This is a genomic window from Halorientalis pallida (genome assembly GCF_004118325.1).
Taxonomy (GTDB): domain Archaea; phylum Halobacteriota; class Halobacteria; order Halobacteriales; family Haloarculaceae; genus Halorientalis; species Halorientalis pallida.
Window position 1 is genome coordinate 14,386 of the sequence record NZ_RDFA01000002.1, and the last position, 12,502, is coordinate 26,887.

Consider the following 12,502-nt stretch of genomic DNA (forward strand, 5'->3'; position numbering starts at 1 on the left):
CTCACTCCCGGAGTGACGACAGCAGGACGATCGTCGTGCCGAAGGCGAGGATCACCGCGCCGGCGGCGAGCGTGGTGTCCGGGACCGACGGCACGAGCAGGTCGCTGGCGACGAACATGGCGAGCAGGAGGGCACCGACGACGGCCAGCAGGCCGACGACCAGGCTCGCGCCGACGTGGACGAGTTCGCCACGCGTCGTCGCCGCGCCATCGGGTAGTTCTTCGCGGAGGCTGGTGGCGAACTCGCCGGTGTCCCAGACGACCAGCGCGGCCGCGACGGCGAGGAAGGCGACCAGCGACGAGCCACCGAAGAGGACGAGCAACAGAGCGAGCGCGAACACGGCGGCGCTGGCGAGGGTGGGCCCCAGGGCCCGCTCGGGGAGGATCGGCGAGGTCACCAGCACGGACAGGGAGACGAAGGCGACCCCGGCGAGGATGAGCGCGCCGAACGCGACCACCAGCACGGCGGTGACGACGCCCCCGCCCAGCAGCGACTCGACGGTCGGGCGGACGGTCGCTGGCGCACGCGCGAGCAGTTCGTCGCTGCTGAGCAGCAGGTCGGCGACGATACCGAAGAGGAGGGCAGTCGTGAACGCGCCCAGCGGGGGGGTCCCCTGCCGGAGCAGGTCGGCCTCGGAGAGGCGGCGGACGCGCCGCCGGAGTCGCTCGCTGACGAGGATAGCGGCCATCGCGCCGATGGCGAGGACGAACAGGACGCGAACCCAGACGGTGGTCAACAACCAGACGACGGGGACGGCGACCGTTCCGAACCGGTCGGCGAGCGCCGCGGGCGTGCCGACGCCGGCGACGACCGCGACGGTGAACAGGACGATGGCACCGCCAGTGGTCGCCAGCAGCGCCCACCCCAGTCGGCCGACGAGTCGGTCGAGTCTGTCCGTCGCCATCGGGCGCTGGCGCGGCGGGAACAGCTTCACCACGGGGATCGAGCGCAGAACCAGTCGAAACAGGAAGAGCAGGAGGAGAGCGTACAGGAGGAAGGTCAGCAGTGCCGCGCTGCCGGTCGGCGCCAGCAGCGAGCGCCCGAGCGCGAGCAGCGGATCGGGACTGTCGACGACCAGTCGGGCCAGCGAGCGGACGACGGAGTCCCAGGCGGCGATGGCGACGACGACCACCTGCGCGACGGTCAGTGGGAGGAGCATCCCGACGAACCGCATGAACGAACCGGACAGAACCTCGCCCTCGTCGAGCGGGACGGCGGTCAGCACCGCACCGAAGCCGCTGCCCACAAGCAGGCAGACGGTCACGCTCGCGAGGTGGCCAGCGGGTCGGCCCACGTCGAGGCCGAACGCGACGCCGACGGCGAGCGCGATTGTCAACCCCATCGACGCGGGGGTCAGGAGCGCGCCGGCGGCGAACAGCACGGCAACCCGGTCGCTCCGGAGCGCGTACAGCCCGGCCGCCAGCAGGACGCCCGAGACGGCCGACACCAGCGTGAGCCGAACGCCGAGCAACTGCCAGCCGACGATCAGCGCTGCCAGGACGGCGACGAGACCGGCGAAGAGTGCCGAGAGTTGCATCCCTGCGGCCGTCTCGGCGAGCGTCGCGACCACCCCGTCGCCGGTGCCGAGGCGAGGCAACACTTCCTCGTCGCGGGTGGGGGCACCACCGTCTGTCGCACGCTCGTCGCTCATCGGTCCCACCCCCGCGTGGTCGTCAGCACGTCCGCGAGCGCGACCTGTAGCGGGGTTTCGGGCTGCCAGTCGGTGGCCGAGACGCCCAACCGTTCGAGGTCGGTCAGCCGGAGGCGACGCTGCACGTCGACCACCGCCTGCCCCGGCGTGGGGTAGTTCCCGTCGACGGATCCGGTGACGTTCGGACTGAGGACGGTCACGGCGTGGCGGTTCGACAGCAGCGTCTCGACGACCCCGACCGGGACGTCGTCGACCAGGGGCGTACAGAGGACGACCTGCGCGTGTGCGGGCAACCACTCCGCGAGGCGCAGTCCCAGCGCCGCCCCGTCGGAGTCGGTGGCGGCGTCGCCCTCGTCGGGGCCGGTCCCGGCCCCTTCCTGGGTGGCCGCCGATCCGGCACCGTCGGTCGCGACGGGCGTCCGCGCGGATTCGGTGGTGGCGGGCTCCGCGTCGTCGTCCTGTACCCGGTCGAAGAGGTCGGACGCGGCCGACTCCGTGGCGGAACCGCGGCCCGGCGAGACCCAGTCGCGGTCGTTCCCGGGCGAGAGGGTCGTGACGCCGACGCGATGGCCCTCCTCGGTGAGCGTCACCAGTCCCTGCGAGGCGGCGTAGACGGCGTAGTCGAGCGCCGACGGACCACCCTGGGGCGGCTGACAGCGCGCGCCCGGTCGGTCGTCGACGACGAACACGACGGCGGCGGCCCGCTCCTGCCGGTACGTGACGGTCGCGAGTTCGCCCGTCCGAGCGAGGCGTCGCCAGTCGACGTGTGAGAGGGGGTCACCGCGCCGGTACTCCCGGATCGAGTGGAACTCGATGCCGTCGCCGCCGGTGTCGGTCGGCGCCTGGCCCGCGAAGGGCGTGGTCGGGTCCTGTAGCGGGAACTCGTCGAGCAGCGTCGTACAGCGCAGAGTGTCGTCGCCGTCGGGTGCGAGCGTCGTCGTCCCCGTGACGGTACCGGCGAGACTGCGACCCCGGACCGCGACGGTCCCGAACTCGTGGGCACCCCGCGGCGGTCGGACCTCGTAGGAGACGGTGGCCGACTCGTCCGGACGGAGCGCGACGCTTCCGGCCGGCGAGCCGTCGGGGACCGCCACGTCTTCGGGGACGCCGTCGACCAGCCGGAGGTCGGGGATCGGACGGTCGCCAGTGTTCTCGACGGTGAGCTGGACGGTGACGGTGTCGCCGGGGTCGACGTGGTCGTCGTCGAACGTCCGCTCTATGTACAGAGATGGCGGTCCGAGTCCGGTGACGTGGCCGTAGACGACGTACGCGAGGGGGATGGTCGCGGCCAGGAAGAACACGTGGTCGCCGACGTAGAGGCCGAGGGCGCTGGCGAAGAGTGCGCCGACCAGCGCGCCGTGCCAGCGGGCGACGCGCATCACGCGTCGGTCACCTCCTGGGCCCCCGCACCGTCCCGCGCGGCGGTCTCGGCGAGGGGCGTCCCATCCGCGGCCCAGGTCCGGTCGGTCGCGTCGGTGTCGCCGTCGGTCGCGGCTTCGAGCGCGTAGACCGCCCGGAGCGTCCGGATCGTCTGACGGTGGAAGGCGCCGTGTTCGCTGAGCATGTCCTCGAACCAGAGCCGGAGGGGCAGGTCGGGCGCGTCGGCCCCGCCGACGAAGGCCGCGGCGGCGGGGTCGTCGGTCCAGGCCCCCGTCTCGACGGCGCGGGCGGCGGTCTCCCAGTCACACCGGTGGGTGCGCTGGTACACGTCGGTCGCCAGCCGTCGGAGGTCCTCGCGGACGACCGCCTCGCTCTCGGCCGACCGACCGTCGACGCGCTGGACCGCCGCCAGCCGCTCGTCGAAGGTCTCGCCGACGACCGGCCCGGGCACCTCTCGCTCCGAGGGGTCGCCGTCCACGGGGAGCGGCGGCGGGCGCGAGGCCGTCGTCGAGGACCACAGCCCCTGCACGACGGCGATCAACCCGGCGACGACCGCGAGGCCGGCCAGCCCGACCGTCCCGGTCAGCGTGTCCATCGCGGCCACCAGTCGCGAGCGCGGGACCGGCAGGAGACCGGGCGCGAGAACGACGACGGCCGCGGTGAGCAGGGCGACCCCTGCCCCACCGACCAGCAGGCGCGTCCGGGAGATCACGACCCGTCACCTCCGTCGAATCGCTCCGCGCCGTCGGACTCGCCACCGTCGGATCGGGGCTCCGAGGCGGGCGACAGTTCCCGCCGGGCGTCGTCCACGTCGTCGACGTACTCGGCGGGGTCGCGCCGACCGTACTCCACGTCCCGGATCGCGTCCCGGAGCGTCCGAACGGCGGTCCGGGGGAAGCCGGCGTCGACACCTTTCCGGGCGAGTTCGCCGGGCGTCTTCGTCCGGTGATCGGCGACGGGCACCTGCGCGCGGAACTCCCGCCAGGCGCGCCGAACCCGTTCACGGGCCGCCGGCGCGTCCGCCGTCGCCCCCGTGGTCGTCGCCGTCGCCCCGTCGGGTTCCGTCGTCGCGTCACCCCCGGGCAGTGAGTCGCGAACACCGGCCAACAGCCCCCGGAGCGCGGCCAGCAATCGCGCGAGGAGTGGCCGCGGTCCCGGAAGGCGGCCGAGGTCGAGCCGGCGGGCGCGGACGGCGGCCGCGAGGTCGCGCGCCAGCGCCGCCAGCGCGTCGCGGACACGGCGCAGGAACGCGGGGAGCGCGGCGAGCAGTGCCTCGCCGCGGACGGCGAGCGCGACCAGCACCGAGACGAACGCGCCCGACAGCCAGTGGAGCGCGACCCGGAGTTGTTCGCGCAACGACCGGCCGGCGTCGAGCGCGCGCCGGCGGAGCAGGTAGGCACCGGACAGAACCGCGAGCGCGAGGAGCGCGACGAGACCGGCCGTCAGGAACCGCATCCGTACGGGCCGGGTCTCGGTGAGGCCGGCTGGCGTCTCGGCGGTCACCGTGGCCCCAGTCGAAAGCGGGAGCGAGAGGCTGGCCGTCCCGTCCTCGCCGGTCTCGACGGTCGAATCGCCGACGCCGACCGTCGCGCCCGGGACCGGGTCGCCCCCGTCGGTGACGGTGACGGTGACCGACAGGCCCGGCAGGGCAAAGCCCGACACGGCGACGCTGAGGTTGGCGAGTTCGAGCGACCGGTTGCCCGCGGCCTCGCCCCGTTCGACCCGAACCGAGGCGTGCTCGCTCACCGGGAGCGACACGTCGAGGCGGCCGTCGGCGTCGGTCCGGCCGGCGTCCGTTCCGTTGACCGAGACGTTGGCGCCGGGGACCGGCCGACCGGCGATGGTCGCGTTGACCGTCACCGGCTCGCCGGGGCCGGGCTCGCCCTCGACCCCCACGCGGACGTCCGTGGGCACGTCGAACGACCGAGTGGTGTTGCTCTCGTTGCCCGCGACGCGCTGGAAGGGCGTTCCCGTCGGGTTCGCGAGGGCGAGGGCGGCGCTCCCCGCTGGCGCGGCCGTCTCGTTTGGGACCGTGACCGTCACGTCGAGCGTCGCCGAGAACGGGATCGTTCCGGTGACAAGCCCCGACGCGTTGGTGGTGCCGATCCGGCGGCCGTCGAACGCGACCACCGCGCCGGCCAGCGGCGTCCCGTCGCGCTCGACGCGGACGGCGACGGACTGACCGGGAACGGGGTCGGACACGAGCGACACCTGCACGCTGGCGTCGCCGTCCACGTCGAAGGTCTCGCCCGGGCTCCCCGACTCGGTGTGGTTGTACGTCTGGGCGAACTCGGTGGCGTTCGCGTCGGTCCCGTTGCTACCGTCACCGGTCCCGGACTGGCCGTCGGGCGGCGACTGGCCGCCGGGTGACCCCCCGCCCTCGTTCGGGCGGACGGGGTTGGCGCCGTCCTCGCGGCTGGCGGATTCGAGGAAGCGGCGGGCGGCAGCTTCGGCGTTGCCGTTCTCGGCGGCGCGCTGGTAGGCGCGGAACTCGCTGGCCAGCCGGCTCCGGCCCGGCGTGGGGTCGAAGCGCACCCAGCCAGTGTCGGGGACGTACACCTCGACCCAGGCGTGGGCGTTCATCGCGCGCACGAGGTAGGTCCCGTTGGCGCGCGGTTCGCCCGTCGAGTAGCCGACGACGTAGCGCGCCGGGATGTCCTGAGTGCGCAGCATGACCGCCATCGTGCTGGCGAAGTACTCGCAGTAACCCCGCTCCATCTCGAAGACGAACTGGTCGGCCACGTTCCCGCCCTCGTGGCTTGCGTTCAGGGAGTACTCCTTGTTCGCCTCGAGCCAGCGCTCGATGGCGACGGCCGCGCGGTAGGGTGTCTCCGTGTCGGCCGTCAGGTCGTCGGTGAACGACCGGAGGCGGTCGGGCGTCGAGTCCGGGAGCACGGTGTACCGCTCCGCGAGGCCGTCGGGGTAGTCCGTCCCGGCGGCCCGGAGTCGGTCGGGGTCACTGGGCGGTGCCGCGCTGGTCACCGTGTAGGTGGTGTTCGCCGGAAGCCGGTCGCCGCGGTACTGCAGGCCGCCCTGGTCGGTCAGCCGGACGCTCTCGGTGCGCGGGCCGTCCACGTCGACCGGTTTCCAGGCCGCGGGCAACGCGGAGGCGGGCTGGAGCAGCCGGTACTCCTGGGTGATCGTCCGCCGGTCCTCGGCGGCGACACCGGGGTTCCGGGGCCAGTAGGCGCGGTTCGCCTGTCCCTGGCCGCTCCAGCCCGTCCCGGTGTAGCGTTCGTAGGCCCCGGTCCGCCAGTAGGTCGCAGCGGAACTCCGGACGAGGAAGTGGGGTTCGGCGGACTGGTTCCGGAGGCTGGCCGACAGCGGCGAACCCTGGGAGCCGACGCCGGTCCGCTGGCCGGGGTCGAGCGCGCCGAAGCCGCTCCCGCCGCTCGTGCTGGGGCTCCGTCTACCGGTCCCAGCCCCGGGCGTCCCACCGGTTCCCGAGAGCGAGCCCATCAGGCCGTCGACCAGCGAGGCCTGTCCGCCGGCACCACCGCCCGGGGACCCGCCGGCTCGACCGGCGAGGACGTCGCCGAGCGCGCCACTCCCGTCGGTCGATCCCGCCTCGCCGGAGGCGTTGCCGGGCAGGAGCGACCGCCCGGGCGCGTCGGCCCCCACCGCCGGCAAGACGAGTGCGACCAGAACGAACCCGGCGATGGCAAGGAGGGCGACCACCGTGCGTGCCCGCTCGCGTGAAGCCGTCTCCGCGTCGGATGCCATAGTGAATATCGTCGCCGGCGGGCCACCCCCGCGTGCCCCGCGAGCCGCCCGCCGGTACGCTCTACCTGACCCAGCGTCAGGAGGGGGTTAAACATTCGGTACGAATTATCAGTTCCGATTAGGGGGTTAGAGCGCCCCGAGAAGCCGATCCACGTCGGCGGCCGTATTGAACACGTGGATCGACGCCCGGACGGTCCCGTCGGGTAGCGACCGGATAACGACCCCCTCGTCGCCGAGCCGCTCGACCAGCGCCTCGGGGTCGTCGGCGCGGAAGGTGACGAGCCCGGACTCGTACTCGCGTGGTGAGAGGAGCCGGTCGCCCAGCCCCTCCTTGAGCCGGTCGGTGAGTCGTTCGATCCGGGCCTGCACGGTGTCCAGCCCGACGGCCCGGATCCGGTCGATGGCCGTCCCCAGCGCGACGTGGGGCGCGGGCGAGACGGTGCCGATCTCCAGTTTCTGTGCGCCTTCGGACAGTTCACAGCCGGGCGCGCTCGGGTCGTCGACGCTCCGGTAGCTGGCCCGCCGGGGCTCCAGTGCCGCGGCGAAGTCGGAGTCGACGTGCAGGAAGCCCGCGCCCCAGAGCCCGAGCACCCACTTGTGGCCGGCACCCGCCACGGCGTCGGCCCCCCACTCGGCGACGTCGACCGGGTGCTGGCCGGGCGACTGGACCGCGTCGACGACCACCCGCGTCCCGGCGTCGTGGGCCACGTCGACGATCTCCGAAACTGGCAGACGGGTCCCGTAGTTCCACGAGAGCGAACTCACACAGAGCAGACTCGCGTCCGAGACCGCGTCCTTCACGGCGTCCATGTCGATGCGACCGGCCTCGGTTTCGAGGACCTGGGTGTCGAGGCCGTGCACGTCGGCGGCCCGCTCCCACGGCAGGATGCCCGCTGGATGTTCGAGATCGGTGTAGACGACCGTCTCGCCGGGTTCGAAGTCGACGGCGGCGGCGACCCGGGAGAGCCCGTCGGCCGTACTGTTGGTCAGCGCGAGGTCGTCGGTGTCTGCGCCGACGAACTCGGCGACGTGCTCGCGAGCGGCCCCGATCTCGTGGTAGGCCATCCCGTAGGGTTCGCCGGCGGCGTGGGCCTCGTACTCGTGGCGCTCCAGAAAGTCGGTCGCGGCCTCGACCACCGGGCGCGGGCTGGGACCGCTCGCGCCGGTGTTCAGGTAGACGGTGTCGTCGACGGCGGGAATCTCGTCGCGGAGGTCCTCGGGGTCCATGGCGGCCGTTGGACTGCCAGCGGTTTGAATCCTCAGATGGCGGTCGACAGCCGGTCAGGACTCGACCACGGTGTTTTCCAGTGTGCCCAGGCCCTCGATGGAGATGGCGACGGTGTCGCCGTCGTCGAGGAACTTCCCGAGTTCGAGGCCGCAGCCGGTGCCGACGGTGCCACTGCCCAGCACGTCGCCCGGGTACAGAGTCTCGGCCTCGGCGGTGTGCGCGAGGATCTCGCCCCAGGAGTGCTCCATGTCGCCGACGGTGCCCTCCGACCAGACCTCGCTCTCGCCGTCCGCATCGGTGACCTCGACCGCAAAGTCGGCGTTCGGGAGATCCACTTCGTCGGGGGTCACCAGGGAGGGACCGAAGGCGTTGGCGAAGTCCTTCCCGCGGGCGGGGCCCAACTGGGCGTCCATCTCCTCGCCCTGCTCGTCGCGGGCAGAGAAGTCGTTGAACAGGGTGTAGCCGGCGATGTACGCCTCGGCCTCGTCGGCGTCGATACCGGTGCCGCGCTCGCCGATCACCGCCCCGATCTCCAGTTCCAGATCCCAGAGGTTCGAGTAGGGCGGCCACTCCACCACGTCGCCGTCGCCGACGACCTGATCGGCGTTGCCCTTGTAGCACACGGGCCTGTCGTACCACACGTCGGGAACGTCGCCCATCGTGTTCGCGACGTGTTCCTCGAAGGCCATGTAGTCCCGCAGGGAGTTGGGCCGCGGGACCGGGGCCAGCAGGTCGACTTCGGCGGGGTCGTACCGGAGACGCGCGCCGCCGGGACCCGTCTCGGCGTCGGCGTCGGGCACCCACTCCAGCACTTGCTGGGCGGCGTCGAAGGCACGCTGGCCGCGACGGAGGAAAGAGATCATGTCCGCCGGTGCGATAGTCTCGGCGAGGTCGGCGGGCGCGGCCTCGCCGTCCATCGCGAGGACGTACGCGTAGCCGGCGGTCACGTCGAGCAGGTCCCCTTCGTGTTCGACACCGACCCGTCGGGCGGGCCCGACGGGCGTCTCGACCGCGAAACTGGCGAGTCGCATACTCGCATCCGGGGGACGGAGAGCAGGTATAGCTTTGGCCTCTCAGAGGAGGCCCGCGACCACCGATCCCAGCGCGACCGCACCCAGCGCCCCGGTCAGATTCAGCACCGCCGTCGCCACGGCCCGCCGTCGCTCGCCGGTCTCGTACAGCCGCACCGTCTCGAAGGCGAACGTCGAGAACGTGGTGAACGCGCCACAGAAGCCCGTCCCGAACAGCAGGAGCAGGGAGTCCGCGACCGGCACGGCGACCAGCAGCCCCAGCACGAAACTCCCGCAGACGTTCACGGCGAGCGTGTCGGCCGTTCGGATGTCGATGCGCTCGCCCAGCAGATGTCGCGAGAGCGCCCCGAGGACGCCGCCGACGCCGACGAGCAACGCGGGACTGACCATCAGGAGATCACCCGGGCGACGAAGCGCCCGGCGAGGACGGCCGCGAACCCGAGGGCGTAGTTGGCCGCGACGTTCGCGACCAGCAGTTGCGGGTCGAGACCGGCGGTCTCGACGGCGAACGTGCTGTAGGTCGTGAACGAGGAGAGAAAGCCTGTGCCCAGCACCAGGCGCGTCTCGGGACTCAGCGCGTCGGCGAGGTGGGCCTCGTACAGCAGGACGCCGAGCGCGAAACTCCCGGCGACGTTGGCGGCCAGTGTGCCCCACGGCAGCGGCGTCGCCGGGAGCGCGAGCGCCACAGCGTGGCGGAGGACGGCCCCGACGAACCCACCGACGGCGATCAGAACGAGGGGTTCGAGGCGGACGAGGGCGTGTGTCGACCCGTCGGCAGCCGTCCCGTCGCTCATTCGTCCGGAGCGAGTCCCAGCGGCTACTCGGCGCTTTCGGTTCGATCCCGGATCGGCCCGCTCCCGTTCGCACGTAAGCCCTCGTCCGAGCCCTTATTACGGAGGGCCGGACCAGCCCGGTCCATGTTCGAGCGTTTCAGCGCCGACGAACGGGCGATCGAAGGACTGCCGGTGCGGCTCGTCATCGCTCTCGTAGTGGGGATCGCGAGTCTCAGCGTCATGATGAACACCTTGGGCGGCCTCACCGCGCTGGGAGTGACAGAACTCGACGTGAAACCACAGCCGGAGGTGGTAGCCGAGGGCAGCAACGAAATTACGGTCACCGTCGTCACGCCGAAAGGCGAGCCGGTGGCCAACGCGACCGTCGTCGCGAAGGACGGCACCGCCACGCTGTCGAAGATTCGGCCGGCGAAGACCGGCACGAACGGGAAGGCGACGCTCCAGCTCGCGCCGAGTCTCGGCCCGAATCAGGAGGAGGGGACCATCACGCTGGACGTGAAACCGCCCGCAGGCGGCGGGTACACCGACGATCGGGAGAACACGAAACTGTTGGTGGTCTCGGGGAGCGGTCAGTCCTCGTAGGACCGGCCGGCGTCGGCGGCCTCGTCCCAGTCGATCCAGGACTGCTCCCAGCCGCGGCGACGGCGGGCGTCCCGGCGTTCGTACTCGCGGTCTTCACGACGCATCCGGTTGCGCTCGGGCGTGTCGGCCTGCTCGCCCTCGACGAGCATGGGGCTGAAGGCGACGCCACCGAGCCGGTCCGTGACCTCGCCGTCCTCGACGACGGCGAGGCTCTGTTCGTGGGCCCCCAGCGGCATGACCAGGCGGCCGTCGTCGGCCAGCTGGTCGACCAGCGCCCGGGGCGGCGAGACGGCGGCGGCTTCCAGCAGGATGCAGTCGTAGGGTGCGTACTCGGGGAGGCCGTCGGCGCCGTCCCGACAGTCCACGAGGACGCCGCCGTAGCCGGCCCTGGCGAGGTTCTCGCGGGCGTCGTAGACGACCCGGCGGGTGATGTCGATGGCCTGCACGTTTCGATCGCCGACGATTTCGGCGATCACGGCGGCCGTGTAGCCGACGCCCGCGCCGACGACCAGCACGGAGTCGTCGGGGTCGGGCGAGAGCGCTTCGAGCAGGCGCGCGGCGGTGCTGGGGGCGAGCACGCGGGTGCCGAACCGCTCGAAGGGGCGGTCGGCGTAGGCACCGCGTTCGTCGGCGACGAACTCGTGGCGGGGCACCTCCCGCATGGCGACGCTGATCGCGTCGCTGTGGACACAGCCTTTGCTCTCGTGTTCGAGGCTGTCGACCATGTCGTCGCGCAGTACCGCGGGTTCCATTGTCGCAAGATTCGCGTGGAGGCTCTTGAATGGCCCGCCTGTCGACGGGGCGGTACGTCACTCACCCGACGGATCGGCCTACTGCATCTCGACGAACCGCACGCCGCCGTGATCCTCGCGGTCCAGAGACCCGTCCTCGCGCTTGCGGGCGCGGACGAGCGTCTGTCGGGCCGTACCCAGCGGCGCGAGCAGGACGCCACCCGGCCGCACTTGCTCGACGACGGCCCGGGGAAACTCCGGCGCGGCACAGGTGAGATACGCCCGGTCGTAGGGCGCGTGGTCGGGCCAGCCCCGCTCCCCGTCGCCGGCCCGGACCGAGATGTCGCCGTACCCCAGTCGGTCGAGTCGATCGCGGGCCTGTTCGGCCAGCGAGTCGTGGTACTCGACGGAGAAGACGTGGTCGGGGCCGACGATCTCGGCGGTGACGGCGGCGTGGTAGCCACAGCCGGTGCCGACCTCCAGCACGTCGGTCCCGGGAGCGAGGTCCAGCAGGTCCGTCATGATCGCGACCATGTGGGGCGCGCTGATCGTCTGACCGTCACCGATGAGGAGGGGCGTGTCGGCGTACGCCGACTCGCGTTTGTGTTCTGGGACGAACGCGTGGCGCGGGACGGCACGGAGGGCGGCGAGCGTGGCCGGGTCGTCGACACGCTCGGATTCGAGCGCGTCGACCATCGCCTCGCGTCGGGCCGCCCAGTCCATGCTACCAGGCCGACCAGGCGGTCGACGTCTCGTCGCGGACGTACAGCCGTTTCACGTCCTTGGCGGCGACGGTGTCGCCCTCGTAATCGACCTTGTCGAACTCGTAGCCTTCAGCGTCGTCGCGGATGTGAATGCCTTCGACGGTGAACTCCAAGTCCCCGAGTTCCTCGGTCTCGCCGACGACGAAGTCGTGGTCGCCGGGCACCTGTACCTTGGTGGACTCGGTGGCCTCGCGACGGCCGTCTTTGGGGTGTTTGGTCACGTTGACGGAGACGTTGCCCACGGCGCGGGTCCAGACGGTGTCCACGTCGGTCACGGGGGCGGACTCGACGCGGCCGTCGTCCAGTTCCAGGCTCGTGATCCGGACGGTCATCACCGCGGCGTCGGTCTCGGCGACGAACTCCTCGCCGGTCGACAGCTCCGCGTCGGCAGGCGCTTCGATCTGTGCCGAGAAGGACTCCCCGTCCTGGGAGATCACTACGTCGAGTTGTGCGGTCTCGTCCTCGGGCAGGCGCTCCTTGTGGACGTGTTCGCACTCGGTACACCGCAGCGTCGCGTCGCCGCCCCCCGTCGTCAGGACCTCGTGAATCGTCTCGAACTCGGGCGAACAGGACGGACAGGCGATGGCGACCCTGTCCCCGGCTTCCGTACTCATACGC

At 72.0% G+C, this 12,502-nt stretch carries 12 protein-coding genes; 1 reads left to right on the top strand and 11 read right to left on the bottom strand.

Annotated features, from left to right (window positions below; genetic code table 11):
• Window position 1: 1 nt before the first annotated feature.
• The 8 genes from EAF64_RS05215 to EAF64_RS05250 form a co-directional block, all read right to left on the bottom strand.
• Complete coding sequence (locus EAF64_RS05215) at window positions 2-1,651, bottom strand: DUF7519 family protein (RefSeq protein WP_129067937.1); 1,650 nt, start codon at window positions 1,649-1,651, stop codon at window positions 2-4.
• On the bottom strand, window positions 1,648-3,030 hold the full coding sequence (locus EAF64_RS05220; RefSeq protein ID WP_129067938.1) for a DUF58 domain-containing protein: 1,383 nt from the start codon (window positions 3,028-3,030) through the stop codon (window positions 1,648-1,650). Before EAF64_RS05220 ends, EAF64_RS05215 begins: the two co-directional genes overlap by 4 nt.
• Window positions 3,030-3,743: a DUF7269 family protein gene (locus tag EAF64_RS05225; protein WP_129067939.1), complete on the bottom strand. Its 714-nt coding sequence runs from the start codon at window positions 3,741-3,743 to the stop codon at window positions 3,030-3,032. Before EAF64_RS05225 ends, EAF64_RS05220 begins: the two co-directional genes overlap by 1 nt.
• Complete coding sequence (locus tag EAF64_RS05230; protein WP_129067940.1) at window positions 3,740-6,754, bottom strand: transglutaminase domain-containing protein; 3,015 nt, start codon at window positions 6,752-6,754, stop codon at window positions 3,740-3,742. Before EAF64_RS05230 ends, EAF64_RS05225 begins: the two co-directional genes overlap by 4 nt.
• A 126-nt stretch (window positions 6,755-6,880) precedes the next feature.
• Window positions 6,881-7,981 (bottom strand): aminotransferase class V-fold PLP-dependent enzyme, encoded by a 1,101-nt coding sequence (locus tag EAF64_RS05235; RefSeq protein ID WP_129067941.1) that lies wholly within the window; start codon window positions 7,979-7,981, stop codon window positions 6,881-6,883.
• 54 nt (window positions 7,982-8,035) lie between these two features.
• On the bottom strand, window positions 8,036-9,013 hold the full coding sequence (locus tag EAF64_RS05240; RefSeq protein ID WP_129067942.1) for a fumarylacetoacetate hydrolase family protein: 978 nt from the start codon (window positions 9,011-9,013) through the stop codon (window positions 8,036-8,038).
• Between the two features lie 42 nt (window positions 9,014-9,055).
• On the bottom strand, window positions 9,056-9,403 hold the full coding sequence (gene crcB, locus EAF64_RS05245; protein ID WP_129067943.1) for a fluoride efflux transporter CrcB: 348 nt from the start codon (window positions 9,401-9,403) through the stop codon (window positions 9,056-9,058).
• On the bottom strand, window positions 9,403-9,807 hold the full coding sequence (locus EAF64_RS05250; protein WP_129067944.1) for a fluoride efflux transporter FluC: 405 nt from the start codon (window positions 9,805-9,807) through the stop codon (window positions 9,403-9,405). Before EAF64_RS05250 ends, crcB begins: the two co-directional genes overlap by 1 nt.
• A 123-nt stretch (window positions 9,808-9,930) precedes the next feature.
• Here EAF64_RS05250 and EAF64_RS05255 point away from each other — a divergent pair, with 123 nt between their 5' ends.
• Window positions 9,931-10,389 (top strand): DUF7382 domain-containing protein, encoded by a 459-nt coding sequence (locus tag EAF64_RS05255; RefSeq protein WP_129067945.1) that lies wholly within the window; start codon window positions 9,931-9,933, stop codon window positions 10,387-10,389.
• Here the strand turns inward: EAF64_RS05255 and EAF64_RS05260 are convergent.
• The 3 genes from EAF64_RS05260 to EAF64_RS05270 form a co-directional block, all read right to left on the bottom strand.
• Window positions 10,377-11,141, bottom strand: a complete 765-nt coding sequence (locus tag EAF64_RS05260; RefSeq protein WP_129067946.1) for a protein-L-isoaspartate O-methyltransferase family protein — start codon at window positions 11,139-11,141, stop codon at window positions 10,377-10,379. The genes EAF64_RS05255 and EAF64_RS05260 overlap by 13 nt on opposite strands.
• A 78-nt stretch (window positions 11,142-11,219) precedes the next feature.
• On the bottom strand, window positions 11,220-11,843 hold the full coding sequence (locus EAF64_RS05265) for a protein-L-isoaspartate(D-aspartate) O-methyltransferase (RefSeq protein ID WP_129067947.1): 624 nt from the start codon (window positions 11,841-11,843) through the stop codon (window positions 11,220-11,222).
• A 1-nt stretch (window position 11,844) separates the two neighbouring features.
• Complete coding sequence (locus EAF64_RS05270) at window positions 11,845-12,498, bottom strand: HVO_0476 family zinc finger protein (protein WP_129067948.1); 654 nt, start codon at window positions 12,496-12,498, stop codon at window positions 11,845-11,847.
• Window positions 12,499-12,502 lie beyond the last annotated feature (4 nt).